Origin of the sequence: Opitutus sp. (assembly GCA_024998815.1) — a bacterium.
Taxonomy (GTDB): Bacteria; Verrucomicrobiota; Verrucomicrobiia; order Opitutales; family Opitutaceae; genus Rariglobus.
In genome coordinates, this window is sequence record JACEUQ010000001.1 from 404,038 (window position 1) to 428,162 (window position 24,125).

General features: G+C 64.3%; 26 protein-coding genes. 5 read left to right on the forward strand and 21 right to left on the reverse strand.

Annotated features, from left to right (window positions below; translation table 11 throughout):
* Window positions 1-62 precede the first annotated feature (62 nt).
* Together H2170_01650 and H2170_01655 are read right to left on the reverse strand one after the other, a co-directional pair.
* On the reverse strand, window positions 63-680 hold the full coding sequence (locus tag H2170_01650; GenBank protein MCS6298796.1) for a LemA family protein: 618 nt from the start codon (window positions 678-680) through the stop codon (window positions 63-65).
* 115 nt (window positions 681-795) lie between these two features.
* Entirely contained in the window at window positions 796-1,467 is a 672-nt protein-coding gene (locus H2170_01655) for a methyltransferase domain-containing protein (protein ID MCS6298797.1), read from the reverse strand.
* A 185-nt stretch (window positions 1,468-1,652) separates the two neighbouring features.
* Between H2170_01655 and H2170_01660 the strand changes: the two genes are divergently transcribed.
* Complete coding sequence (locus H2170_01660; protein ID MCS6298798.1) at window positions 1,653-2,093, forward strand: hypothetical protein; 441 nt, start codon at window positions 1,653-1,655, stop codon at window positions 2,091-2,093.
* Window positions 2,094-2,177: 84 nt separating this feature from the next.
* Window positions 2,178-4,751 (forward strand): insulinase family protein, encoded by a 2,574-nt coding sequence (locus H2170_01665; protein MCS6298799.1) that lies wholly within the window; start codon window positions 2,178-2,180, stop codon window positions 4,749-4,751.
* Between the two features lie 375 nt (window positions 4,752-5,126).
* On the opposite strand, the gene H2170_01670 is transcribed toward H2170_01665, so the two are convergent.
* From H2170_01670 to H2170_01760, 19 genes are all read right to left on the reverse strand, one after another.
* A complete protein-coding gene (locus tag H2170_01670) occupies window positions 5,127-5,969 on the reverse strand; it encodes an NAD(+)/NADH kinase (protein ID MCS6298800.1) in 843 nt (280 codons plus the stop codon).
* Window positions 5,970-5,987: 18 nt separating this feature from the next.
* Window positions 5,988-6,740, reverse strand: a complete 753-nt coding sequence (locus H2170_01675; GenBank protein MCS6298801.1) for a TlyA family RNA methyltransferase — start codon at window positions 6,738-6,740, stop codon at window positions 5,988-5,990.
* 2 nt (window positions 6,741-6,742) lie between these two features.
* A complete protein-coding gene (locus tag H2170_01680) occupies window positions 6,743-7,393 on the reverse strand; it encodes an SGNH/GDSL hydrolase family protein (protein ID MCS6298802.1) in 651 nt (216 codons plus the stop codon).
* Between the two features lie 160 nt (window positions 7,394-7,553).
* Complete coding sequence (locus H2170_01685; GenBank protein ID MCS6298803.1) at window positions 7,554-8,171, reverse strand: HNH endonuclease; 618 nt, start codon at window positions 8,169-8,171, stop codon at window positions 7,554-7,556.
* A gap of 200 nt (window positions 8,172-8,371) precedes the next feature.
* Window positions 8,372-10,249 (reverse strand): DEAD/DEAH box helicase, encoded by a 1,878-nt coding sequence (locus tag H2170_01690; protein ID MCS6298804.1) that lies wholly within the window; start codon window positions 10,247-10,249, stop codon window positions 8,372-8,374.
* Window positions 10,250-10,340: 91 nt separating this feature from the next.
* Window positions 10,341-10,934, reverse strand: a complete 594-nt coding sequence (locus H2170_01695) for a molybdenum cofactor guanylyltransferase (protein MCS6298805.1) — start codon at window positions 10,932-10,934, stop codon at window positions 10,341-10,343.
* Between the two features lie 10 nt (window positions 10,935-10,944).
* Window positions 10,945-11,415 (reverse strand): molybdenum cofactor biosysynthesis protein, encoded by a 471-nt coding sequence (locus tag H2170_01700; GenBank protein MCS6298806.1) that lies wholly within the window; start codon window positions 11,413-11,415, stop codon window positions 10,945-10,947.
* 108 nt (window positions 11,416-11,523) lie between these two features.
* On the reverse strand, window positions 11,524-12,009 hold the full coding sequence (mog, locus tag H2170_01705) for a molybdopterin adenylyltransferase (GenBank protein MCS6298807.1): 486 nt from the start codon (window positions 12,007-12,009) through the stop codon (window positions 11,524-11,526).
* A gap of 72 nt (window positions 12,010-12,081) precedes the next feature.
* Window positions 12,082-12,564 carry a cyclic pyranopterin monophosphate synthase MoaC gene (gene moaC, locus H2170_01710; GenBank protein MCS6298808.1) on the reverse strand — a complete coding sequence of 161 codons (483 nt, stop codon included), beginning with the start codon at window positions 12,562-12,564 and terminating at the stop codon, window positions 12,082-12,084.
* Between the two features lie 18 nt (window positions 12,565-12,582).
* Entirely contained in the window at window positions 12,583-13,776 is a 1,194-nt protein-coding gene (locus H2170_01715) for a molybdopterin molybdotransferase MoeA (GenBank protein ID MCS6298809.1), read from the reverse strand.
* Entirely contained in the window at window positions 13,773-14,156 is a 384-nt protein-coding gene (locus H2170_01720; protein ID MCS6298810.1) for a molybdenum cofactor biosynthesis protein MoaE, read from the reverse strand. The genes H2170_01715 and H2170_01720 overlap by 4 nt, the downstream gene beginning before the upstream one ends.
* Window positions 14,157-14,239: 83 nt before the next feature.
* The gene (locus H2170_01725) at window positions 14,240-14,479 is read right to left on the reverse strand and encodes a MoaD/ThiS family protein (protein ID MCS6298811.1); all 240 of its coding nucleotides are present in this window, start codon (window positions 14,477-14,479) and stop codon (window positions 14,240-14,242) included.
* Between the two features lie 381 nt (window positions 14,480-14,860).
* On the reverse strand, window positions 14,861-15,832 hold the full coding sequence (gene moaA, locus H2170_01730) for a GTP 3',8-cyclase MoaA (protein MCS6298812.1): 972 nt from the start codon (window positions 15,830-15,832) through the stop codon (window positions 14,861-14,863).
* Window positions 15,833-15,954: 122 nt separating this feature from the next.
* A complete protein-coding gene (locus H2170_01735; GenBank protein ID MCS6298813.1) occupies window positions 15,955-16,287 on the reverse strand; it encodes a DUF2249 domain-containing protein in 333 nt (110 codons plus the stop codon).
* 87 nt (window positions 16,288-16,374) lie between these two features.
* A complete protein-coding gene (locus H2170_01740) occupies window positions 16,375-16,710 on the reverse strand; it encodes a cupin domain-containing protein (GenBank protein MCS6298814.1) in 336 nt (111 codons plus the stop codon).
* A 27-nt stretch (window positions 16,711-16,737) separates the two neighbouring features.
* Entirely contained in the window at window positions 16,738-17,223 is a 486-nt protein-coding gene (locus H2170_01745) for a hypothetical protein (protein ID MCS6298815.1), read from the reverse strand.
* Between the two features lie 109 nt (window positions 17,224-17,332).
* Window positions 17,333-18,160 (reverse strand): hypothetical protein, encoded by an 828-nt coding sequence (locus tag H2170_01750; protein MCS6298816.1) that lies wholly within the window; start codon window positions 18,158-18,160, stop codon window positions 17,333-17,335.
* The gene (locus H2170_01755) at window positions 18,161-20,572 is read right to left on the reverse strand and encodes a molybdopterin-dependent oxidoreductase (GenBank protein ID MCS6298817.1); all 2,412 of its coding nucleotides are present in this window, start codon (window positions 20,570-20,572) and stop codon (window positions 18,161-18,163) included.
* 77 nt (window positions 20,573-20,649) lie between these two features.
* Entirely contained in the window at window positions 20,650-20,904 is a 255-nt protein-coding gene (locus H2170_01760; protein ID MCS6298818.1) for a hypothetical protein, read from the reverse strand.
* Window positions 20,905-20,996: 92 nt separating this feature from the next.
* Between H2170_01760 and H2170_01765 the strand changes: the two genes are divergently transcribed.
* The 3 genes from H2170_01765 (at window position 20,997) to nrfD (ending at window position 24,055) form a co-directional block, all read left to right on the forward strand.
* Entirely contained in the window at window positions 20,997-21,731 is a 735-nt protein-coding gene (locus H2170_01765) for a hypothetical protein (GenBank protein ID MCS6298819.1), read from the forward strand.
* 127 nt (window positions 21,732-21,858) lie between these two features.
* The gene (locus tag H2170_01770; GenBank protein MCS6298820.1) at window positions 21,859-22,752 is read left to right on the forward strand and encodes a 4Fe-4S dicluster domain-containing protein; all 894 of its coding nucleotides are present in this window, start codon (window positions 21,859-21,861) and stop codon (window positions 22,750-22,752) included.
* Window positions 22,745-24,055, forward strand: coding sequence for a polysulfide reductase NrfD (nrfD, locus tag H2170_01775; protein ID MCS6298821.1), 1,311 nt, complete (start codon window positions 22,745-22,747; stop codon window positions 24,053-24,055). The genes H2170_01770 and nrfD overlap by 8 nt, the downstream gene beginning before the upstream one ends.
* Window positions 24,056-24,125: the final 70 nt, after the last annotated feature.

A 24,125-nucleotide genomic window follows, 5' to 3' on the forward strand; every position in this document is an offset into this window, starting at 1 on the left:
GCGAACGGCCCACGTCTGCCAGCGAAGCAGGTTAAAGCCGCGACAGGCTGGGCGCACGGGGTTCACTTGGCGCCCTTGGAAAAGTCGAACTTCACCTCGGGCGGGGTCTGGGCGGCGGGGGTGGCGGCAAAGTAGGGCTTTTCCTTGAAGCCGAACACGGCCGCGAAGAAGACGGCGGGCACCCGTTTGATCGCCGCGTTGTAGGCGAGGGCGGCGTCGTTGAACCGGCCGCGTTCCACCGCGATGCGGTTTTCGCTGCCTTCGAGCTGCGACTGGAGCGCGGAGAAATTTCCCGTCGCCTTCAGGTCAGGGTAACGCTCCGAGACGACCAGCAGGCGCGAGAGCGCGGAGGAGAGGCGGCCCTGGGCTTTTTCAAATTCGGCGAGTTGGGCCGCGTCGGCGGGGGCCTTGGAGGCGTCGAGGGTGACCTTGCCCACGGAGGCGCGCGCCTCGGTGATTTCGGTGAGGGTGGATTTCTCGAATTGGGCGGCGCCGGCGACCGTGTTGACCAGGTTGGGCACGAGGTCGGCGCGGCGCTGGTAGACGTTTTGCACCTGGGCCCACTGGGCGTCGACGGCTTGCTGGGAGTTGACCAGGCCGTTGTAGATGCCGACGACGTAAAGCACGGCGAGCAGGGCGAGGAGGCCGGCGGCGGCCAGGGCGATGAGGAAGGTTTTCATGGGTGAAGCGCGATCAATTGATTCACTCGCGGCGAAGTTACAACTGCCGCGTGTTTCCAATCCGCTTAGATGATTCTATGCGCGCCGCCCGGTGAAGTCGGGGGGCTCGCCTCGATTAGCACTCCCGCAGCCGCCAGATCTGCCAGCGTTCCTGGCCGACGAAAAGCGGCAGGGACTGGTCGGCGGGTATCGGCCGATCCTCGATCAGCTCGAAAGCGGCGAATAACTGGCGCGCTTCTTCCGGTGCGATGGGGAAGGGCGGGCCGTCATCGGTGGCGGTAGCGGAGAAAAAAACGCCCGCCAGCACGCCGCCGGGGCGCAGGAGCCGGGCCATTTGTTTGGCGTAGGCCGCTCTGCGCTCCAGCGGCATGGAGCACAGAAACGTGCGCTCGTAAATCAGGTCGTAGGGCCCGTCGAGCGTCTCGCCAAAAAAGTCCGCCTGCCGCACGCAGTTCGCGAGCGCTCCGAGCTGAGCTCGCGCCAGTTCGACCGCCGCCGGCGCGAAATCGATCGCCTGTGCCCGCCAGCCGTGGGCATGAAACGCCGCCACTTCGTAGCCGAAACCGCACCCCGGCAGCAGCACGCGCGGGGCTAGGGGACTGGGGAGCGGGGGGCTCGGGGGCGGGGTGCTCGCTTCGCCGGCGGGCCTGGCCGGATTGCCTGAGTCGTTGGTTGCCGAACCGCGCCGAAGGAAATCAGCCAGCGCCGGAGGCACGCCTTGGAAATCCCACGGGGTGCGGCCGGCGCGGTAACGGGTTTCCCAGAAATCGGGGTGCGTGCTGTCCATGGGGCGGACGCTCCGGGCTTAGCGCGTGGGATTCAAGGCTGGTTTGGGCTCCTGAGCGGGCTTAATCACGGGGGCGTTGCCCATCAAGCCGCCCCTCCGGGATCCCAGGCTGGGTGTGCCGGCCGAGGATCTTTCGTTGCAGATTGCGAAGCGCCGTTCCCTATGCTCACTAGCTCTATCCCACCATGCCCGATCTGGATTTTAACGAGATTGTAAGCCTCATTTGCAAAGAGGACGCCCGCTTCGACCGGAAGGCGTATAGCTTTATCCGTGAAGGACTTGATTTCGCGGTGAAGGACTTGAAAAAACGCGAAGCCGAGCGCTCGCGGCAGTCGCTGCATGTTTCCGGCGCCGAGCTGCTGGTGGGCATCCGCACCTTCGCGCTTGATCAATACGGCCCCTTGGCGATCACGGTGCTCAACTCCTGGGGCATTACCCGCTGCATGGATTTCGGTGAGTTGGTGTTTAACCTGATCGAATACAACGTTTTCAGTAAGACCGATAACGACCGTCGTGAGGACTTTACCGAGGTCTACACCTTCGAGGACGCCTTTGTGAAGCCGTTCCTGCCGCAAAATCCGCGCCGGGATGGTTCGGTCTCTTCCCCTCCACTTTCCTCCACTTGAGGAGGTGAGTCGGTCTTCCGCTTCAACCGGGGCGAATTGAAGCCGTAACCACGGTTTTCGCCCCACTATTTCGTTTTTTTATTCATGCCCAAATCTATCCCGTCGTTTGCCGCCGATCTTCGTTTGCTTGAAGCGTTTTGGAAACAACCGCCCGAGCGCACCGTCCTGGCAAACGGCCTCACGCTGCTCATCCAGCGCGACACCTCCGCTCCCGTCGCCTCCGTCCAGGTGTGGGTGAAAACCGGCAGTATCCACGAGGGTGGGTTGATGGGCGCGGGGCTTTCCCACTACTTAGAACACCTCCTTTTCAAGGGCACCGAGCGCCGCGCCGGCCGCGAGATTTCCGTCACCGTCCAGGAACACGGCGGCAACATCAACGCCTACACCACGTTTGACCGCACCGTTTATTACATCGATCTGCCGTCCAACCATGTCGGGGTCGCCATTGATGTGCTCGCCGACGCGGTGCTGCATTCCACGCTGCCCGCCGACGAGGTGACGCGTGAAAAGGACGTGATCCTTCGCGAGATCGCCATGGGCAACGATGACCCCGACCACCGCCTGGGCGAGGCCCTGTTCGACACCGCTTTCCGCCAGCACCCGTATCGGTACCCGGTTATCGGCTACCGCGACGTGTTCACCGCCGTGACCCGCGAAGACCTGCTCGCGTACTACCGCGCCCGTTACGTGCCCAACAACCTCGTGGTGGTCGTCGCCGGCGATGTCGATCCGGTGGAGGTGCGCGCGTTGGTCGAGACCCACTTCGGCGTGGCTCCGAGGGTAAAACTCGCGCCGGTGCTCGTGCTGTCCGAGCCCGCGCAACTCGCCCCGCGCGCCCTGCACCGGCAGGAGGATGTCGAGCTGACCCGCGCCGGTCTTTCGTGGCAGATCCCTGGGCTCACCCATGCCGACGCGCCGGTGCTCGACCTGCTCGGCGTATTGCTCGGCCAGGGCGACAGCTCGGTGCTGTGGCAGGCGGTGCGTGAAAAGGCCCGCCTGGTGCACGCGATCGACGCGACCAGCTGGAACCCCGGCGAGACCGGCTTGTTTTACATCTCCTTTGTGTGCGAGCCGGCGCGTCGCCAGGCCGCCACTACGGCGGTGCGCCGCGAGCTCGACCGCGTGGGGGCGAAAGGCTTCGCTCCGGCGCAGATCCGCAAAGCCCTGCTCCAACTCGTCGTCGGCGAAATCAACACGCGCAAAACCATCTCCGGCCAGGCCTCGCGCCTCGGTGCCGCCGAGGTGGTTGCGGGCGACCTCGATTTCTCCAAGGCCTATTTCGCCCGCCTAGCCCGGGTGACCAGCGCCGACCTTCGCCGCGTGGTGCGCACCTACCTCGCGCCTGAACGGGTCACGGCGGTTTCACTCAGCCCGAAGCAAACGGAAGCAGTCGCGGTGAGTGCCAAAATCGCCGGCCGCCTGCCGGATGATTTCACCGAGCACGCCCTGCCCAACGGCGCGCGGTTGCTGCTGCGACCCGACCCGCGCCTGCCCAATCTGCACCTGCGCCTGTTGTGCGAGGGCGGGCCGTTGCACGAGCCGGCCCACCTGCGCGGGGCCACCTCGCTCATGGCCACGCTGCTCACCAAGGACACCAAAAAGCGCACGGCCGCCGAGGTGGCCAAATTCATCGAGGAAGTGGGCGGCTCGTTTTACCCCTTTTCGGGTAACAACAGCTTCGGCCTCGCCGCCGAGGTGTTGCCCAGCGACATCGGTCGCGCGTTGGACGTTTTGGCCGACGCGGTGCTCGCTCCGACGTTCGCCAAGTCGAGTTTCGAGGTGGAGCGCGATGCGCAGCTCGCCGACCTGCAACAGGACGCCGACGACGTGGTTACGGTGGGCCGCAAACTCGTGCGCCGGAAATTTTTTGGCGAGCACCCCTTCGCGATTGATGCGCACGGCAGCATCGAGGGGTTGAAGGCGCTCAAGCCGGCCGATCTGGCGGCACTGTGGAAGCGCATGTGTGTTGCCGGCAATGTGGTGCTGGTGGCCGCCGGCGATTTCGACCCGAAGGTGCTGGGGCCAAAACTGAAGGCGTTCCTGCGCCGCCTGCCGCGTGGGCAAGCGCCCGCACGCACAGCCGTATTCACCGCGCCCGGCGAGGTGGGGGATTTTGTGGAGACGCAACCGCGCGAGCAGGCGGTCGTATTTCAAGCGTTTCCCGGACCGGGTTTGCTGGCGCCTGATTACCATGTCGGCGAGGTGGCCGACGAGTTGTTCAGTGGCATGTCCTCTCGCCTGTTTGAGCGCGTACGCGAGGAAAAGGGGCTCGCGTACTTTGTGCGCTCCAGCCGCATCACGGGTGTGGACGCCGGAATGTTTACCTTCCTCGCCGGCACCGCTCCGGCCACGGCTAACGACGTGCTCGTCGAGATCGACGCCGAGATTGCCCGAGTGCAGGCGGGGGCGGTCACCGCGACCGAGCTGCTGCGCTGTCAGACGCGCCTCAAGGCAGGGCGGCGCATGGGACTGCAAACCAACGGGGCGCGGGCCATGCATGCGGGTTTGAATACCCTCTACGGCCTGCCGGCGGACGATGCCGCGACCTACGACGCGCTGATTGATGCGGTGACGATTGGGCACTTGCAGGCGTTTGCCCAAAAGCACTTCACCCGAAGCCAGCGCACGCAGTTGGTGGTGGGGCCGAAGGCGGTATAAGCCGGGCAGGCAGCCCGTGCCGAACGGATTCTAAGGGCACAAAAAAACGCCGACTTTTCAGTCGGCGTTTTTTTATCAGGAGCTCTTCGCTTTCTTTTCGCGCTTCTCGATTTTCTTTTCTTTAGCCGTTTTCAGCGGCTGTTTCTTGGTCTCTTTCTTTGCGTTTTCGCCTTTGCCCATGGTGGTGTTGGATTAGTGGTTACGATGTAAGGAACGGAAAGTGGCGGTCGGTTGACCGCGAAACGGTCGCCGGACGATCGGCAGGAGCCGAATTCCTTGGGTGATTAAAAGCGGAGGAGTCGGGGCGGCGTCAATAGGCAACCCGTGGCGAACCCAGCAGTTGGTGGGGCGCGCGTGTTCCGTGTCCCGATCGCACTAGCGGTTGCGCTCGGTGACCCCGCCGGCCCACTTGAGCTTGGTGCGGACCACGGCGAAGTGGTCGTGGTCGCGGCGTTGCACCAGGGGCAGGCGTTCGGTGGCATGCGTGATGGTGATCACTTGGTTGCCGCTCACGCGGTAATCGCGCTGACCATCCACGGTGACTTGCAGGGTGATGCCGGGGCTTAGGTTGCGCACCGCGAGCCGGACCTCAGCACGGAAGATGATGGAGCGGTTGCTCAACGTGTGCGGGCAGATCGGCGTCAGCGCGATGACTTCAGCTGAGGGATGAACCATCGGGCCGCCGGCGGAGAGGTTGTAGGCGGTCGAGCCGGTGGGCGTGGCAAAGATAAGACCGTCGCAATCGTAGTCGGTCACCAGTTGGCCGTCGGCGGTGACCTCGAGGCCGACGATGCGTGAGTTGACCTCGGCTTTGATGAGCACGTCGTTGAGCGCCAGATCCACCGGGCCGCCGTTGATCGAACAGGCAAGGAGCGACCGGTGGTTAATCTGGAAAGCGCCGGCCAGCAGGGAGGGGAAGCTCTCGCGGATGTTGTCGGCGGAAAACGTGGTGAGGAAACCGAGGTTGCCACGGTTGACGCCAATGATGGGCACGCCGGCGCGGGCGGCCTGGGCCGCGATACCGAGTAACGTGCCGTCGCCGCCGATGACGCAGCAGGCGTCCTGGCCGGCAAGAAAATCGACCGCCACGGGGTGCGCCCGGGTAGAAATGACCGCAACGCCGGCGGCGCGGGCGATTGCCATCAGATCCTCGGCGAGCTCGGCGGCGCCGGGCTTGGGGTCATTGACCACGAAGGCGAGCTTGCTGATGGGCGGCATGGGCATGGGAAGAATGGGTTAAGCGACTTTGCGCAGGCCGAGTAAAAACTCGCGGTTGCCGTCGGTGCCGGTGATGGGCGAATCCATGGTGCCGACGAGTTGAGCGGCGGGTAATTGAGCAAGGGCGAAGCCTTGAATGCCGGCCAAAACGGCGTCTTGAACAGCGGTGTCGCGGATGATGCCCCGGCCTTTGTCCACTTCCGCTTTGCCGGCTTCGAACTGGGGTTTTACTAGTGCCACCAACGTGCCGCCGGTGCGCAACAACGGCCAGACGGCGGGCAACACGCTCTTGAGCGAGATAAACGACAAGTCCATCACGATGACGTCGTAATCGGGCCGCGGGAGATCTTCGGCGCGGAGGTTGCGGGCGTTGATTTTCTCCAGGTTGGTGACGCGCGGGTCAGCACGAAGTTTGGGGTGGAGTTGGGCGCGGCCGACATCGACGCAGACCACGTCGACGGCCCCGCGTTGCAGCGCGCAGTCGGTAAAGCCGCCGGTGGAGGCGCCGACGTCGAGCACGTGTGCGCCCGTCAGATCGAGGGCGAATTTCTCGATGTAACCCTGCAGTTTTTCCCCGCCGCGGGAGACGAAGCGTGGCGGTTGTTCGACGATGAGCTCGATGTCACCGGGGAACTCCTTGCCAGGTTTATCGAGACGCGCGGTGCCATGGAGCACGCGGCCGGACATGATCAACGCCTTGGCTTGCGAGCGGGAGTCGGCGAGGCCGCGGGTGACGAGCAGTTCGTCGAGGCGTTGACGGGTGGCGGACATGTTCAGGCGGCGCCGATGGCGGAGAGGAAGGCGCGGGCAAGGATCAGGTGGCCGGTGGTGTTCGGGTGAATACGGTCCCAGGCGAGCGTCATCGGGTGGGTGTGGACGAGCACCGCATCAAAGGCAGCCTGAGTGTCGATGAAGAGGGCGTTGTGCTGGGCCGCTAATTTGCGAACGACGGCACCGTATTCGTCCATGCGGAGGCGCATCGGATCGGCGCGGTTGCCCTCGATCAGGTAGGGGCTGGCGAGGATGAGGCCTTTGACCAAGGGGCGGGTTTGTTCGATGAGCGCGGTGAGCACACGGGTGTATTCGTCGAGCGGCACCTGGAGATCGGTGCGAAGCGGTGTGTCGAACTGGCGCCAAACATCGTTGATGCCGATCATCACCGCGAGCCAGTCGGGGCGCTGGTCGAGCACGTCGGCCTGCCAGCGAGCCGCGAGGTCGCGCGCGGTGTGGCCGCTGGTGCCGCGGTTGACGACGCGGATCTGGTCGGCGGGGCGAGTGGCGCCAAGCCAGCCCTCAATGAGTGAAACGTAGCCACGGCCGGTGCCGGTCTGGCCCCACGGGGTGGCTTCGCCAGAGGGATCGCGGCCGGCGTCGGTGATGGAGTCGCCGATGAAGAGGAGTTTGCTGCGGGGAAAGATTTGCATGGGGCGTGCCGGAGGAGAGATGCCGTGGGTTAAGGCGGCGAGTGTTAAAATTTTTGGCGGGCCGGCGACCCGCAAGTGGTGCGAAAGCCAATTTCTTCGCGCACGATGGAAACGTGTTAATCGGAACCGCTGGAGGGCGGGCGAACGCCGACAGGTCGGGTCAGGCCTCCAGCTCGACGTTCCAGTAGGCGAGATCGAGGAAGTCCTTCCAGCGCTCGCGTTCCTTGTGCCCGAGCACCAGTGAGATCACGGGCCTCCACTTGGGGCGCACTGGTTTGCAGATGAGCCGCATGTTCGCTTGGTGCGGCAGGCGATTGGCTTTTCTGGAATTACATTTGATGCAGGAGCACACGATGTTTTCCCAGGTGGTCTTGCCGCCCTTATCGCGCGGGATGACGTGGTCGAGGTTGAGTTCTTCGCGCTTAAAAATGCGGCCGCAGTATTGGCAGGTTTCCTTGTCCCGCTCAAAGACGTTGGTGCGCGTGAGCTTGAGTTCTTTACTCGGCAAGCGGTCAAAGTGCGCCAGAAGGATCACCCGCGGCAGGCGAATGAGGGAGCGCGGCGTGTGCACCTGATCCATGAATTCAAGCGGAGGGTTGCTCAGCGAAAAATCCACCCAATCCAACAGGTTAAAGACGCGGAAGTCGTCTTCCTGGTGGTGAATGACACTGGCGTGGCCACTCGACAGCAGGGCAAAGGCGCGTCGGGCGCCGATGACATTCACCGCCTGCCACAGGCGATTGAGGACCAACACCGGTTGATCAAGCACAGCCTCCATATGGGGTGTAGTGAGGCGGTAGCCGACCCCATCTGTCAACGGTCCCGCTGTGACCTTTGGGTGACACCGAGCTATCATTAGTCGCGGCATTCCTTAACTTTACCCTGTTTAGCTGCCCTAATGCGCCGAAACGGGGCATAAAAAGGCCCCCGTGTTACCGGAGGCCTTTTGGTCCTTATGCGCTTTTCGCGCAGGTTCGCTTATTCAGCGGCACGATCGGCATCGGTCGCAATCGCCGGTTCTAGCGCGATGTTTTTAACGCGGATGCCTTTAAGCTTCTGCAGGATCAGCGCGACATGCTCGTTACTCACATCGACCAGCGTATGGCGCTGGTGGATATCCATCGAACCGACGACGTTGGCGGGCAGACGGGTGACACCGGCGATTTTACCGACGATGTCGGCCGGGGTGATCAGTTGCTTGCGACCGACGTTGAAGAACAGCGTGGTCATGTTGGGCTCGCGGCCGGTGCGGGCGGGGCGCTGGAACTTCTGTTTGCTGGGGCGTGGCTCGGCGGGCTCGCCCTCGTTTTCGAACAACGCCCGCTCCTCAGCTGTGGGTTCGGTGGGGGCGGTAGCCTCGGCACGAGCCGAGGCAGGGGCTGCGGGTTTTGGTTTGTTGGCCACCTTGGCGAAGGCGGGAGGCACTGGGCGGGCCGGTTCCGGCACGTAGGCGGGGGCCGCAACGTGGGCGGCCGGCTTGGTGGCGGGCGCGGCGATGGGGCGGGCGCTGCTGCGCTCAGCACCGGGTTTGGCAGGGGCGGCGGCCTTGGGGGCCGCTTCGGGCTTGTCGCCACCGTGCATCATGTGGAGGAGGGCTGAGATCACATCGGTGCTCGGGTAACCTTGCTCCATCAGGCGGTCGATGAAGCGGTCCTGCTTGATGTATTTGGCGGCATCAAGGACACCGCGTACTTTTTCAAAAAACACGTTTTCGCGCGCCTCTTCGACTTGGTCGATCGAGGGGACGTTTTCACGGCGGATCTTCAGCTTTCCGTAGTGAATCATGTTTTGCAGACCGTAGAGCTCGCGGCCGGCGACGAAGGTGAACGCCTTGCCCTCGCGACCGGCGCGGCCGGTGCGGCCCACGCGATGGGTGTAATCCTCGGCGTCGTTGGGCAGGTCGAAGTTGAACACCACCTCGAGGTCGTCCACGTCGAGGCCGCGTGCGGCTACGTCGGTCGCCACGAGGAATTCGAAGCCACGGCGTTTGAACTTGTCCATCACGCGGGTGCGCTGGGCCTGGGTGATGTCGCCGTGCAGGCGGTCGGTCGCGTAGCCGCGGGCGTGGAGGTGCTCGTCGAGCTCGTCCACCATGATTTTGGTGGAGCAGAAAATGATGCCGTAGCGGAAATCGTGGAGGTCGATCAGGCGGGTGAGCACGTCGATTTTATAGCGACGGTCCATCTCGATATAAACCTGGTCCACCTTGGGAGCGTTTTGCGCTTGGGCGGCGATCTTGACCCACTCGGGGTTGGGCAGGAATCGCTTGATCATCGCCTGGATGGCCGGCGGCATGGTGGCCGAGAAAAACAGCGATTGGCGCGTGGCCGGAGTCTCGGAAAGGATCTTCTCGATGTCGTCGCGGAAGCCCATGTCGAGCATGCGGTCGCACTCGTCGAGAATCACCATTTTGAGGTTATCCAGGCGGAGGGTGCCGCGCTCCATGTGGTCCATGACGCGACCCGGGGTGCCGATGACGATCTGGGCGCCGGCCTCAAGGGCGCGGATCTGGCGTTCGTAGGGCTGGCCACCGAAAATGGGCACTTCGCGCACGCCTGATTTGTAGAAGGCGAGTTTGGCGATCTCCTCGGCCACCTGCACGGCAAGTTCGCGGGTGGGGCAAAGGATGAGGACCTGCACGACCTTCTTTTTGGCGTCGACCTTTTCGACAGCGGGAATGCCGAACGCGGCAGTTTTACCGGAGCCGGTGGCGGATTGGCCGACGACGTCGCGGCCGGAGAGGAGCAGGGGGATGACTGCGGTTTGAATCGGCGAAGCCTCTTCAAAACCCATCTTATCCACAGCCTTCAATACCTCGGCGGACAGACCAAGGTCGGTAAATTTCAGTTTTTCCATGCGGGAAGGTATGCGCGGATTTTGGCAAAGGATAGACAAAAGATTTTTCAATCCAAAAGCCGGTCGCGTTCGGTCACCCCAAGTCCCGTTGTTAACGGTTCAGGTCGATGGGCGTGTTCCAGTTCGTAAACAGTAGACGTTCGCGCTCGGCGATGGGGAGCGGGAGCAGAATAGAGTCCGTTACCGCGGCCTGAATTAGGGGCTGCAGGCTGAGGCGGGCGGCAGCCAAGGCGGCCTCGATCAGGGGGTGAAAACCTTTGGGGTAAACGGCGACCAGGGGCTCGAAGCCGTCGGGGCCTTGGGGCACGACCCCGATGCTACCATGAGCAGCGGCGATAATTTTTTTAAGGTAGGCGTCCGTCAGGTGGGGTAAATCCACCGCGATTACTAAAACCTGGGTGTGTCGCGCAGCGGCAATGACGGCAGCCAACCCGCCCAACGGACCTCGGTCCGCAACCGCGTCGGTCACCACCCGGGCGCCCGGTATGCCATAATCGACACCGGCTTTGCCTGAGATGAGCAGGTCATCGGTGCCTAGACTGCGCAGCAAGGCGGCCTGGTGCGCGATGAGGGGGATGCCGGTGTTTGGGGCTGGCAGAAACGCCTTGTCGCGGCCCATGCGCGTGGAGCGCCCACCAGCGAGGATCGCGGCGCTGAAGGGGATTGCCGTGGGGGAGCGTGGCATCACGGCACGGTTAATTGACTAAGCGAAGCCAACCGTCGGTGAGGATTTTGGCGCGCAGACCACCGCGGCCCTTGAGCGCGGCTTCGGTGCCGGGCGCAAACGCCTGGTCCATCCAGTAGCAGGGCGAACACTCGCCGGTGCCGAGGAAGGTGATGCCTTGCACGGTGAAGGTTTGGCCGATCAGGGAGTTTAAATCGACGCCGCGCGTGATGACGTTGCGCCGAAAGGCCGAGGGCTCGAAGTGTGCGCCGGAGAGCGGGAGAAACGACGCGCAAAGCTCATCGTAGATCTCGGCGGCGAAGAAAGTGATCTGGCCCTTGTAGTCGGGTTTGTAGTCGAAGAACCGGTCGCCGCGCACACCGCGACCCGCCACGCATTCGAGCTCAGGAACGGCGAGGACCGGATGCTCGCCCGCCGGTTGGTCGTGGTGGCCGAAGTAGTTGTGGCCGGGGGAGAGATACAGGTTTTCGATGCGGAACATGGCAGCGGAAGACGCGGATTTATTGCCCACGAAACACACGAAATGACACGAAAGCGGGCGAAGTATCGGAGGGTTTTTCTTTTCGTGTCATTTCGAGGGTTTCGTGGGCTAACCGCCTTGCAGATGCTTAATGCATTCGCGGATGGCGGGCAGGAGCGGGGGCAGGCATTCGCCGATGGCACGGGGGTTGCCGGGGAGATTGACGATGAGCGTGCGGCCTCGGGTGCCGGCGGTGGCGCGGGAGAGGATCGCCGTGGGGACTTTAGCGAAACTCACCGCGCGCATCGCTTCGCCGAACCCGGGTAACTCGCGCACGATCACATCGCGGGTGGCTTCAGGGGTGACGTCGCGCGGCGCCGGGCCGGTTCCACCAGTGGTGACTACGAGGTCGCAGTGCTCGTCGTCACAAAGGGCGCGCAGGGTGGTGGCGATCCCTTCGCGGTCGTCGGGAATGAGGCGGACGAGAATCGTGGGTTCGTCGCCGAAGCTGGCGCGAAGGACACGCTCAATTTCGGGGCCGCTCAGGTCGGGGTAAACACCAGCCGAGGCGCGGTCGCTGAGGGTGACGCGGGCAATGCGGAGTGAGGAAGGCATGGAATTATTGCCCACGAAACACCCGAAAAGACACTAAATGGTCGGAGCGGAATACTGGGCTTGGTTTTCGTGTCATTTCGTGTGTTTCGTGGGCAAAACGGATTGCGGATCGGTTTTGGTTTTGGTGGTAACGCGGACTTCCCCAATGACCATGGTTTTGTCCACGGCTTTCATCATGTCGTAGAGCGTCAGGGCCGCCACGGAAACGGCGGTGAGGGCCTCCATTTCGACCCCGGTTTTGCCGGTGAGACGGGCTTCGGCGGTGATGAGGATGCGGTCGGTTTTAACCACGAACTCGACGGTGACTTTTTCCAGAGCGAGCGGGTGGCAGAGCGGGATGAGTTCGCTGGTGCGTTTGGCGGCCATGATGCCGGCAACGCGGGCGCAGGCTAGGACGTCGCCTTTGGGAAGCGCCTGCTTTTTGAGGAGGCGAATGGTGGCGGGCTCGCAACGCAGTTCGCCGGTGGCCACTGCGCGGCGAAGTTGCGGGGGCTTGGTGCCGACGTCGACCATCGTGGCGGCGCCGGTGTCGTCGAGGTGGGAGAATTTTTTCATGGGTGCGGGGGCGGGATTTTAACGGCAGGGCAGGACTTCGACTTCAAGTTCGTTTGTGCCGCCTGAGGGGATGCGAACCAGTGCCTCGGCCAAAGCCAGCACGGTCAGGTCGGAGGAGTCGCGCCAGGGAAGCGGGGTGACAACGAGCGCGGCGCCTCGGGTGTTGCTGTGGTTAAAGTAGGCGGGCCACCAGGTTTCGCGGGAGTTGACCTCAAGACACGCGTATTCGTCGAGTTTGGCGCGGACAAGGTAGGTCGGCGAGGTACCGGAGAGGAGGGCGAGCACGCGTTTCACAAACAGGTGGAAACACACGAAGTGCGCCAGGGGATTGCCGGGCAGGCCAAAGGCGAGGCGGCCGTCGCGGGAGGCGGCGATGAAGGGTTTGCCGGGGCGGCTGGAGACTTTATCGCAGTGTAGTTTAAAGCCGAATTCAGCGAGCAGTGAGCTCGTGTGGTCGTAATCGCCGACACTCGCGCCGCCACTGATGAGAATAATGTCGGCCGGGGACGCGAGGGCTGCGGCGAGGGCGTCGGCGGTGGTGGTGCGGGAGTCGGCCACGCGGCGGTGCCAACACAGGTCGGCCCCGGCCTCGGCGAGAAGCGCGGCAATCAGGGTGGAGTTGGAATCGCGAATTTGGCCGGGCTGCGGAGTGGCGTCGGGGGCGACGAGTTCGCCGCCGGTGACAAGGTGGGCGACGCGGGCGCGGCGGTGGACGAGTGGGTGGGTGACGCCAAGTGAGGCGAGCAGGGCGAGGGCTCCGGGAGTCAGGCGTTGGCCGGAGGTGATCAGGCGGTCGCCGGCGCGGGCCTGCGAGGCGCGGGGGCGGACGTGGCGGGTCGAGGGCGGTTGCAGCAGTTCGATTTGGCCGGAGGCCGGGCCAGGTCGGGTATCTTCCTGCATGACGAGGGCGGCGGACTCGGGTGGGAGGGCGCTGCCGGTGAGGATGCGTAACGCGGTGCCGAGGGCGGGTGCGGAGGGCGGCGGTGGGGATCCGGGGGGAAGGGTGCCGACGAGGGTGATCACTGCGGCGGGTTGGTCGGCGTGGACGAGGTAGCCGTCGATGGCGGAGCGGTTAAAAGGCGGTTGGTCTTCGGGGGCGAGGATGGGCTCGTCGAGGATGCGGCCGAGGGCGGCGGACAGGGGAATGCGCTCGCTGGGCAGCGGTGCAGCGAGGGCGTCGAGGCGTGTCCAGAGTTCGGCTACGGTGATCATGTGGGTAGCGTGTCGGTTTTCCAGATGGGCACATCCTCCTTGAGGCGATCCATGAAGGCGGCGAGTAGCGCAAAGGCTTCGGCGCGGTGCCGGGCCTGCACAGCGATGTGGATGGCGGCTTCGCCTACGCGGATAACCCCGATGCGGTGCTGCACCTGCACCGCCAAACAAGGGTGCGCAGCGGCGAGTTCGGTGAGCAGGCGGCGCATCACCGTTTCGGCCATGGGTTGATAGGCCTCGTAAACCAGCGCCCCGATGGGGTCGCCGTTTTCCTCGCCACGCACCGTGCCGGTGAATTCGGCCAAGGCTCCGACGCGGGGATCCGGGCAACTGCAACGAGGGGTAATGACGGCGTCGTTAATCAGGATTTCGATGTGCACGGGGAACGGCGGAGGCCAGAAGCGGAGGAGTTAACCACTGATGAGCACTTCTGAACACTCATGTCGGAAGTCGGACCGTTTATTTAACCGCCCGAGACCGGCGGGATGACGGCGATTTCGTCGGCGGGGGCCAGGATGGCGTCGGCAGGCAGGAAATCGTCGCCACGGGCCAGGCGGGAGACCTCGCGCAGGGCAGCGAGTTCGGGGTGACGTTGCACCAGCAGATCCCAAAGCGATGAGACCGTCAGCGGCGAAGTGAGCGGAATTTCTTCCAAGGAGCAGCCGGTGGCCCGGCGGGCGTGAGCAAAATAGAGCATGTGCATGGTGTGAAGCGTCGTGGGTTGAGTCGCTGCGGCCCCCGGGGGGGGGGCTCAAACCAAAGTGTCACCTATTAGGTGACACTTTGGTTTGGCCCCTGAGTGGGTGGAGGGGAGAAGGCCGCAGTAATAAAAGGGGCGTCGCGCCTAGGGGGAAAAATGTGGACATAAACGAGAGTGGCGGAACTTGAGCACCACGACCAACGGTTAAGTGTCACCTAATAGGTGACACTTAGGATTGGGGGCTGCGGGCGGAACGTGGGTGAATTTGTGGTAAACGAGGGTGCGTTTGGTGGCCGGTTGTCGATGAGCGGTCGATGGCGGTCGGTTGCCGATGAGCCGCCGATGGCGGTCGGTTGCCGATGAGCCGCCGATGGCGGTCATCGGTCAGCCGCCGATGGCGGTCATGGGGCGGTCGGGGACGTAGTCGGCTTGGAAGGTGTGGTTTTCTGGTTTGTTGGCGATGGCTTCCGTGAGCAGCGCGCTTAGGTCAGCGTGGCCGGCGCGGAGCGGCGCGAGTAGGTCGATCTCGCCGTGACGGCCCAGGCAGGGACGTATCTTGCCGTCGGCGGTGAGGCGCAACTTGTTACAGGTGCCGCAGAAATCTGTGGCGGTGAGCGCGCCGATGAAGCCGATCGTCGCGCCGTTGGCCGCACGCGCGTAGCGGGCGGGGCCGTGGCCGGCACGGTAGTCGAGCATCGTTTCCAGCGGGCCGAGCTCGGCTTCGATGCGCGCACGGGCGTCTTCACAGGAGAGGAAGTTGGCCGGGCTCAACACGTCGGTGCGGGTGAGCGGCATCAGCTCGATAAACCGCACCGGCATGCGGTGCTCGGCGGCGAAACGCACCAGCGGCACGAGCTGGTCTTCGTTCACCCCGCGCATGAGAACGACGTTGAGTTTAACCACTTCAAAATCGGCGGCCAGGGCGGCTTCGATGCCGCCGAGCGCGTCGGCGAGGCGGCCGCCGGTGACCCGGCGGTAGGTGTCGGCGTCAAGGGCGTCGAGGCTCACGTTAACCGCGGTGACGCCGGCGGCGCAGAGCTCGCGGGCGACGGGGGCGAGTCGGGTGCCGTTGGTGGACAGGCCCAGCGAGGTCGTGGTGGGCAACGCGGCAATCCCCGCGGCGATGGAAACAAAATCGGAGCGCAGGAGCGGTTCGCCGCCGGTGAGGCGGAATTTGCGGAAGCCCAGCTGGGAGGCGGAGGCGGCGATGCGGATCAGTTCCTCGGCGGTGAGGTGGTCAGGGCGTTGCGCCCAGCCCTTGTAGCCTTCGGGCATGCAGTACAGGCAGCGCTCGTTGCATCGGTCGGTGACGGAGATGCGCAGGTAATCGATGGTGCGTCCGAAGGGATCGGTCATGGCGGAGAAAAGGCTAAGCTGGCAGCGAGGTGGCTTAGGGCACGGAGAAAATGAACGGCGAGGGCAGGATCTTTTTCATCATAACGATGCTCGCGCCACTCGCCGGGTTGATCGGGCGAGGCTCAGGCGTGGCTGCCGCAGCCGCCGGGCAGCGCAGAGGCGGCGAGCTCGGGTTGGTTCGCGGGATTGGCGGAGATGCGCGAGATACGAACGGCGGCCAAGTCGGCTTCGTTGACCAGGTAATCCCATTGGAAGCAGCCGGGGGCGATGGCGGCGAATTGGTAGCGCAGGGGTTCGGGGGCGTGGCCGTTGACCAGGACAAAGCTCCCGCCGATGGCAAGTTGGTTGGCGCGCTCCAGAATGAGCGGGTGCTTGGTGCGGCAGGGAATATCGCGGGCGTCGAGCAGCTCGGCGGCGGGAATGGAGGCAAGGGCGGGATGGAGGGTGGTGGTCATGGAGGAAAGTGTTGGCGGTTAGTGGAAAAATGGGGGCGAACGAGTCGGAGAAAGAGAACGATTAAGAGGAACGAGAAAGAGGAGGGATCAGGGGGCGAGCAGGGTGAGCAGGAAGGTCGTCGGCTCGTCGGCGCGCACGGCGTGGGGGAGTTGCGGGGGCATGTGCAGGATGGCTCCGGGTAACAGAATCTCGGGACGGCCGCCGAGGGTGAGGTGCAGGCTGCCGGTGAGCACCTGGATGAGGGCGTGGTTGGGGTTGGTGTGTTCGGTCAATTCCTGGCCGGCGTCGAAGGCGAAAAGCACCGCCTTGCCGCCGGTGGTTTTGAGTAGCGTGCGGCTGGTGATGCCCGCGGTGCTGGGAGTGGCGAGGGGCGCCAGGGGCACGGTGGCGCATTGGTCGGGTTGGAAGACGGAGAACGCCATAGGTGGTAAAAAGGGAGTGATGTTTTCTTAATCGGCGGACAACTGGGCGGGCACGACAGTGGCCTCGATGTCCGCTTCGCGGATACGCACGAGGGTGAGCCCGTTGGGGCGGCGGATCAGGGTGTCGCACCAGGTGTGGTCGTCGTAGCTGTAACGGATCTGCACGCCGAGCAGCAGGCCGGCGGCCAGGCGGGTGCGGGCGGTTTCCAGCGAAATGGTTTCGGCCCCGGTGTGGCGGCGGTCGGTGTATTTGGGGATGACCGCGTGGATGCGGGTGCAGGCTCCGAGGTCGCGAAACAGCGCGTCGGTGGTGGCCACGTCGAGCAGGGTCTGCTGGAGCGGGGGCAGCCGCAGGGGCTCGGATGAAGACGTGGCGGCGGTGGCTGTGGCGGGGGTGGTCATGGGCGGGGGGGCGAACGAAGTGGTGGACTGCGGAGTGTCGGCGCCGCGCTCGCGTAGTGAGGCCGGTAGCAGGCGGCTCAAAAATTCGCGGCGATTGAGGGCGGCGGACATTGGGTTATTAGGATGAGGTGTTCCTTCGCTGAGTTGGAATCGCTGTTGGTTCGAACCACTGACGAAAGAGAACGATTAAGAGTAAGAGAACGAGAACGAGGCGGGGGGCTTAGGGCGTGGGTTGGGTGTCGCGGGTGGCGTCGAGGGCGTGGCATTGCAGGCAATTTTGGCGCTGCGGATGGCTGGTTTTAAAGGCGCTCGAGCCTCCGGGTGCGTGGCAACTGAGGCAGTTTTCTCGCATGGCCCTGGAGTGGGGCAGGGTTGGCGGCGCGCCCGCGAAGGCCCGGGTGCCGCCGCGTGGCGCGGGTTGGCCGACAAAGTTGTTGGCCAAAACCGGCGTGGCCAGCGCGGCGGGCGGAGCGGCCAGCGCAGGACCGGGGCCGCCGGAGGGCGCGTGGCACTGGATGCAGTTGGTGTAGGCCTGATGGCTGATCTGCGGGACGTCGATTTTGCCGATCCGCGTAGGCTGGCCGTGGCAGGCGAGGCAGGAGGTGGAGGCGTGCTGGTCGATGGGATGCGGGACGGTGGGCGGGGCGCCTGCGAAGGCGCGGCGCGATTCGCGGCGGGCGATCAGGGCGGTTAACTCTTCTGGGCTGAGCGGTGCGCTGGAACCGGTGTAGGCGGGGGCGGGCGGCAGTTGCGCCAGTTCGCTTTTCCAGAAGGCGTTGGGCTGCCGGGAGCGGTCGCGCATCTCCGCGTAGTTTGGGGCTGCGGGAGTGGCGTCGGGCGAAGGGGACGGTTTTAAGTTTGAGGTTTGTGTTTCACTGCCGGCGTTACGGCGGAGTTCGGCCGCGCGGTCGGTCTGGCGCAGGCCCATAAAATAGCCGCTCAGGCCGGTGGTGAAGGCCACCACGGCGGCGACGACCGCGAGCTTGCGACCGAGCGAGGGAAGGGGGGACTTGGGTGTATCCGGTTTCACAGGTGTGGGCGTGAACACTTAGGCGCGGCGCAGGATGCGCACGGCACACTTTTTGTAGTCGGGCTCTTTGGAGAGCGGGTCGACCGCACCCAGCGTGATGTTATTGATCAGGAAATTCTGATCGAAAAACGGCACGAAGACCGAGCCGCGCGGGGGGGAGCTGCGGCCGTTGAGCCAGACCGGCAACTCCAAGCGCCCGCGGCGGGTTTCCAATATGGCTACGTCGCCGTTGGCCAGTCCGGCCGCCGCCGCGTCGGCGGGGTTGAGTTCGACGTAGGCGTTGGGCATCGACCCGCGCAACTGGGGCACGCGCATCGTCATCGTGCCGCTGTGCCAGTGCTCGATCACGCGACCGGTGCAGAGCCAGAACGGGTAATCGTTATCCGGCTCCTCGGCGGCCGGTTCGTAGGGGTTGAACCAGATCAGCGCCCGGTCGTCCTTGGTCACCGAGTGGTAGAACTGGATGCCCGCGCCCTTTTTGACGAACGGGTCGCTGAATTCCATGAAGCGGAAGCGGGTTTCCTTAAACGTGCCGTCGGCCTGCTCGACCACCGGCCAGCGCAGGCCGCGGGCTTTGACCAACTCGTCGTAGGGGGCGAGGTGCTTGTGTTTGTGGTAACTGAAGCGCCGATACTCCTCAAACAGGGCGCGGTCGGTGTTCATGTCGTAGTAGTGGGCGAAATCCCAGGCGGGCACCTCCAGGCCGGCGTCATTTTTGAAGGTGAAGATAAACTTCCCGTCCTTGTCCTTCATGCCGGGGTGGCCGAGTTCGAACAGGCGGCGGGCGAGGGCGAGCGTCATCCAGGCGTCGGGGCGGGCCTGGCACGGGGGCTCGACCTGCTTGAACCACTGCTGGGTGCGGCGCTCGGAATTGCCCACGATGCCGTTCTTTTCGACCCAGAGGGCGGCGGGTAAAATGAGGTCGGCCAGCGCGGTGGTCGCGGTGGGATAGACGTCGGAGACGATGAGGAACTTGTCGGCGAGATTGGCTTTTCCGTTAAAGGTGCGGGCGAGGTCGGGCAGGGTCTGGCCGGGGTTGGTGACCTGGACAAAAATGGTGTGGATGTCGCCGCCCTTGTCGGTGGGGGTGCAGAAGTTTTCCCAGAGTTGCACCGTGTGGTAGCCGGGCTTGGGGTTGATGCGGCCGGCAGGCACATGCCAAAGCTCCTCGCACTCGGCGCGGTGCTCGGGATTGGCAACGAGCAGGCCGCCGGGCAGGGCGTGACACAGGGTGCCGACCTCGCGGGCGGTGCCGCAGGCCGAGGGTTGGCCGGTGAGCGAGGTGGGCGCGTCGCCGGGGCGGCCCCAGTGGCCGGAGAGCAGGTGGATGCCGTGGACGAGGCGGTTGATGGCGGTACCGCGGGTGTGCTGGTTCATGCCCATGCACCACAGGCTGGTGATGCGCAGGTCGCGGCGGCCGAAGAGGTCGCCCAGCAGGCGTATTTTTTCCTCGGGCACGCCGGAGAGTTTTGCCACGTAGGCCGGGGTGTAGAGGGCGAGCGCCTCGCGGTAAGCCGCAAAGGTCATCGGCTGGCCGTTGAGCGAGACCGGCGCGGTGTCCTGGCGGAAGTTACAGTGTTTTTCCACGAACTCCTGGTTCCAGGTTCCGTTGGCCAGCAGCAGGTGGGCGATGCCGTTGGCGATGGCTAGGTCGGTCTGGGGGCGGAATTCGAGGTAATGGTCCGCGTATTCGGTGGTGCGGGTGCGGCGCGTGCCCATGTCGATGAGCATGACCTTCTCGCCGCGGGTGCGCCGGTCGATGATTCTAGAAAACAGCACCGGGTGCATCTCGGCCGGGTTGTTGCCCCACAGGATGCCCACGTCGGCGGCGTCCAGGTCGTCGTAACAGCCGGCCGGCTCGTCCACGCCGTAAACCGAGAGGTAGCCGGTCACCGCGGAGGCCATACACAGGCGGGCGTTGGGCTCGAGGTGGTTGTTGGCCAGACCGGCCTTCATGAACTTCTGCGCCGCGTAACCCTCGGGGATGGTCCATTGCCCGCTGCCGTAGAAGCCGAATCCGGCGGGGTTTTTCATCACGCGCTTGGCCACGATGTCGATGGCCTCCTCCCAGGTAATGTCTTCGAGTCGCCCGTTGCGGCGCAGCTGCGGGGTGGTGAGCCGGTCTTTGCCGTAAAGAATGCCGCCGACATGGTAACCCTTCATGCAGAGCAGGCCCTTGTTCACCTCGGCCAGCGGATCGCCTTGAATGGCGACGACGCGTCCGTCTTTGACGCCCACGCGAACGTGGCAGCCGGTACCGCAGAACCGGCAGGGCGCTTTGTCCCAACGCACGCCGTCCGCCGTGACCGTCGTCGATGGCGAGGTGGCGAAGGTCGGCTCCCCAGGGGCGGGTGCCGCGCCGAGGCGGCGGGCGATCACGGCGGTGGCGGCGGCGAGGGCGGTGGTGCGGAGGAATTCGCGGCGGTGCATGTTTTTTTTAATTAAAGCGGGTAATTGGCCCAAGGGGGGGGGGGCGGAGCGGCCGGCGGTTTTTGGCGGCGGTGGGCTTAGGCGGCGGTGGGCAGTTCGACAAAAACCACCTCGACCAACTCGACGCCGGGTATCGCTTCAAGATCGCGGAAGGCCCCGTAGGCGTCCTCGGCACTGAGTACCGCCGGCAGCCACGGGCCGCGAAGTTCGCCCAGTTCCAGCGCCGCATACTGCGAGAGTTGGCGGAGCGCGCTCACCCGCAGTTCGGGTAAACCACTGAGGGTGATGATGAGTGAACTCAGGCCGGGCGCGGGCGTTTCAGTGGCATCCATAGGACAAACGTGGGCGCGCGAATAGATCATATCAAGAAAAAAAGACAATCTAGTCTTGAAAATGTGCCGACGCTGTGCCTTTCTTGGGGGCAATGAAGCGTCGTTTGATCCTTTCTCCGGTGGTTTGGGCCCTGGTGCTCGCAGCGGCAGGCGGGCAGTGGCTGTTGGGTCAGGCCAGACCGCCGCAGCCGGGAGCTAAAGAGCCTCATCCCTCGTCGTCCCTGATCGCTGCCACGCAATCGACCTCCTCCGACCCTTCCGGGGCAGCTCCCGCCAAGGGCACCGTTCCGCCTGCGTCCGTGCCGTCGCACCAACCGGCGGGTTATCAGCCGAAGGTGGCCGTCACCGGAGCGGTCGATCACCACGGCCAGGCGGTCGGGGTGGCCTGCATGACCTGCCACACGTCCAAAACGCCCAACCTCGGTGCCGGCGCGGGTGGGGCGGTGCCGGCGGAGTTTCACCAGGGACTCGTTTACGCTCACGGCGGGCAGAGCTGCCTGAGTTGCCACCACAGCCAGGATTACGACGCGCTGCGGCTCGCCGATGGCCGCAAGCTCGCCTTCGCCGACGCGCAAAAACTTTGCCAACAGTGCCACGGTCCGCAGGCCCGCGATTACCTCAACGGTGCCCACGGCGGCATGGCCGGCTACTGGGATAAAACCAAGGGCGCGCGCACCCGCAACACCTGCACCGACTGCCACGATCCGCACGCGCCCAAATACCCGCAATGGACCCCGGTTTTTGCCCCCAAAGACGACGGTGCGCTTCAGCAAAAAGCCCGCGACGCCCAGTCGCACCCGGCCGCGCACGCTCCCCATTCAAACTAGGACCGCCCCCATGAGTAACTCCTCGCCCACTGATCCCTCCTCCGACGCCAACGCCGGCTCCGAACATCGCTGCAGTGGCAATTCCGAAGCCTGCGGTTGTGGCGGCAGCAGCGGCGGCGGTGTCGGCATGAACCGCCGCACCGCCCTCAAAGCCATCGGCGCGACCCTCGGCGCGGCGGCCTTCGCCCAAGCGATCGCCCCGCTCACCCAGTGGACCGAAGACCTCACGATCGACGATTATCTGCAAAAGCACTACAAGGAGCTCTCCCCCTTCGATCTCGGCGTGGTCATGGCGCGCATGGAGAAGGAAACCAAGGAGGCGACCGGGGTCGACGTGCACATCGGCGACTACCGCCCGCAGCCCGGCGTGAAATTCGGTTACGCGCTCAACCTGTCGGTCTGCGTGGGTTGCCGCCGCTGCGCCAAGGCCTGCCATGTGGAGAACAACCACGACCGGCCCTCGGGCAACAGTTACATTCGCGTGCTGGAGATGCAAAAGGGCTCGCTCGATCTCGCCAAGGGGCGGGTCAACTACGACCACGCCGTGCCCGATGCGGAAAAGTTCTACATGCCCGTGCAGTGTCAGCAGTGCGACAAGCCGCCCTGCGTCTCGGTTTGCCCGGTCGAGGCGACATGGAAAGAGGCCGACGGGATTGTGGTGGTGGATTACAACTGGTGCATCGGTTGCCGTTATTGCGAGGCGGCCTGCCCCTACCATGCGCGGCGGTTTAACTGGAAAAAGCCCGAGGTGCCCGCAGCCGAGATCAACCCCGACCAAGGCTACCTGTCCAACCGCCTGCGGCCCCAAGGCGTGATGGAGAAATGCACCTTCTGCCTGCACCGTTCCCGCCAGGGTAAACTGCCCGCCTGCCTCGAAGCCTGCCCGACCGGCGCGCGGGTGTTTGGCAACCTGCTCGATCCCGAGTCGGAGATCCGCTGGGTGCTGAAAAATAAACGTGTCTTTGTCCTCAAGGAGGACGTCGGCACCCAACCCAGTTTTTTTTACTTCTTCGATGTCTAATCCCTCCTCCGGCCCCGAAACGCAGGCCCGCGCCCTCGCTCCGAGCGCGCCCGCTGTTGTCCCTGCGCACTGCCCCCACACCCTCGCGTTTCATGCCACCAGCTACCGCCGCTTCCTCTGGAAAGTGGTCTGCGACGCCACCGACGGCTCGGCCTGGTTTTACGCGTGGATGATCCTGCTCACCGCGTTCGCCCTGACCGGCCTGCACGCCTGGGCGGTGCAGGTGCGCGACGGTTTGGTCGTCACCGGTCTGAGCGACCACGTGTCCTGGGGCCTGTATATCGCCAACTTCACCTTCATGGTCGGTCTGGCGGCGGGCGGGGTGATGATGGTCATCCCGGCGTACCTTTACCATGACCACGAGATGCACGACCTCACCATTGTAGGCGAATTGTTGGCCGTGGCCGCGATTGTGATGAGCATCTGTTTTGTCGTCGTGGACATGGGCCGCCCCGAGCGGTTTTGGCACATGTTTCCCGTCGTCGGCCGGTTTAATTTCCCCGTCTCGATGCTCACCTGGGACGTGCTGGTGCTCAACGGCTACCTCGGGCTCAACCTGCACATCTGCGGCTACCTGCTTTATATGCGCTTCCGCGGCGAGCGGCCCAATCCCAGGTGGTATGTCCCGTTTGTCTACCTCTCGATTTTTTGGGCCATCTCGATTCACACCGTAACCGCCTTCCTCTATTCCGGATTGGGCGGGCGACCGCTGTGGAATACCGCGCTGCTGGCGCCGCGATTTTTGGTGACGGCGTTCATCGCTGGGCCGGCCTTTATCATCGTGCTACTGTTTGCGCTGCGGCGCTTCGGCGGCATGCGGCTGACGGAGCGGCCGGTGCAGGTGTTGGTCAACATCGTGCGCGTTACCCTGTTGATTAATCTGCTGATGGTGGCCTCGGAGCTGTTCACCGACCTGTATTCGGGCGGGGCGCACACCGCCTCGGTGCACTATTTGTTTTTCGGCCTGCACGGGGCGAACGCCTTGGTTCCGTGGATTTGGAGTGCGGTAGCCATGGGGCTGGCTTCAGCGGTGATGTTCCTGCGTCCCGGCGTGGTCGGGCATCCCGTTTGGTTGACGCTGGCCTGCGTCCTGGCGTTTGTGGGGATTTGGATCGAGAAAGGCATGGGCCTGATCGTGCCGGCCTTCATCCCCTCCACGCTGCACGAGATTGTGGAATATTTTCCTAGTCTGGTGGAGTGGCAGGTCATGGCCGGCATCTGGGCCTGGGGGCTGCTGATTCTGACGGTGATGCTCAAAATCGCCCTGCCGATCCTGCGCCAGCCGCATCCAGTTGTACCTTAATAGTCGGGTGGTGGCGGACACACAAAATGCGTGAACGACCTCGCGCCCGTCTGATATTTTCCTGTAATCG

Bases quoted from the DNA above. Each gene is read 5' to 3' on its own strand.
- H2170_01650 (MCS6298796.1), bottom strand. From the start codon at position 680: ATGAAAACCTTCCTCATCGCCCTGGCCGCCGCCGGCCTCCTCGCCCTG.
- H2170_01655 (MCS6298797.1), bottom strand. From the start codon at position 1,467: ATGGACAGCACGCACCCCGATTTCTGGGAAACCCGTTACCGCGCCGGC.
- H2170_01660 (MCS6298798.1), top strand. From the start codon at position 1,653: ATGCCCGATCTGGATTTTAACGAGATTGTAAGCCTCATTTGCAAAGAG.
- H2170_01665 (MCS6298799.1), top strand. From the start codon at position 2,178: ATGCCCAAATCTATCCCGTCGTTTGCCGCCGATCTTCGTTTGCTTGAA.
- H2170_01670 (MCS6298800.1), bottom strand. From the start codon at position 5,969: ATGCCGCCCATCAGCAAGCTCGCCTTCGTGGTCAATGACCCCAAGCCC.
- H2170_01675 (MCS6298801.1), bottom strand. From the start codon at position 6,740: ATGTCCGCCACCCGTCAACGCCTCGACGAACTGCTCGTCACCCGCGGC.
- H2170_01680 (MCS6298802.1), bottom strand. From the start codon at position 7,393: ATGCAAATCTTTCCCCGCAGCAAACTCCTCTTCATCGGCGACTCCATC.
- H2170_01685 (MCS6298803.1), bottom strand. From the start codon at position 8,171: ATGGAGGCTGTGCTTGATCAACCGGTGTTGGTCCTCAATCGCCTGTGG.
- H2170_01690 (MCS6298804.1), bottom strand. From the start codon at position 10,249: ATGGAAAAACTGAAATTTACCGACCTTGGTCTGTCCGCCGAGGTATTG.
- H2170_01695 (MCS6298805.1), bottom strand. From the start codon at position 10,934: ATGCCACGCTCCCCCACGGCAATCCCCTTCAGCGCCGCGATCCTCGCT.
- H2170_01700 (MCS6298806.1), bottom strand. From the start codon at position 11,415: ATGTTCCGCATCGAAAACCTGTATCTCTCCCCCGGCCACAACTACTTC.
- mog (MCS6298807.1), bottom strand. From the start codon at position 12,009: ATGCCTTCCTCACTCCGCATTGCCCGCGTCACCCTCAGCGACCGCGCC.
- moaC (MCS6298808.1), bottom strand. From the start codon at position 12,564: ATGAAAAAATTCTCCCACCTCGACGACACCGGCGCCGCCACGATGGTC.
- H2170_01715 (MCS6298809.1), bottom strand. From the start codon at position 13,776: ATGATCACCGTAGCCGAACTCTGGACACGCCTCGACGCCCTCGCTGCA.
- H2170_01725 (MCS6298811.1), bottom strand. From the start codon at position 14,479: ATGCACATGCTCTATTTTGCTCACGCCCGCCGGGCCACCGGCTGCTCC.
- moaA (MCS6298812.1), bottom strand. From the start codon at position 15,832: ATGACCGATCCCTTCGGACGCACCATCGATTACCTGCGCATCTCCGTC.
- H2170_01735 (MCS6298813.1), bottom strand. From the start codon at position 16,287: ATGACCACCACCCTCCATCCCGCCCTTGCCTCCATTCCCGCCGCCGAG.
- H2170_01740 (MCS6298814.1), bottom strand. From the start codon at position 16,710: ATGGCGTTCTCCGTCTTCCAACCCGACCAATGCGCCACCGTGCCCCTG.
- H2170_01745 (MCS6298815.1), bottom strand. From the start codon at position 17,223: ATGTCCGCCGCCCTCAATCGCCGCGAATTTTTGAGCCGCCTGCTACCG.
- H2170_01755 (MCS6298817.1), bottom strand. From the start codon at position 20,572: ATGCACCGCCGCGAATTCCTCCGCACCACCGCCCTCGCCGCCGCCACC.
- H2170_01760 (MCS6298818.1), bottom strand. From the start codon at position 20,904: ATGGATGCCACTGAAACGCCCGCGCCCGGCCTGAGTTCACTCATCATC.
- H2170_01765 (MCS6298819.1), top strand. From the start codon at position 20,997: ATGAAGCGTCGTTTGATCCTTTCTCCGGTGGTTTGGGCCCTGGTGCTC.
- H2170_01770 (MCS6298820.1), top strand. From the start codon at position 21,859: ATGAACCGCCGCACCGCCCTCAAAGCCATCGGCGCGACCCTCGGCGCG.
- nrfD (MCS6298821.1), top strand. From the start codon at position 22,745: ATGTCTAATCCCTCCTCCGGCCCCGAAACGCAGGCCCGCGCCCTCGCT.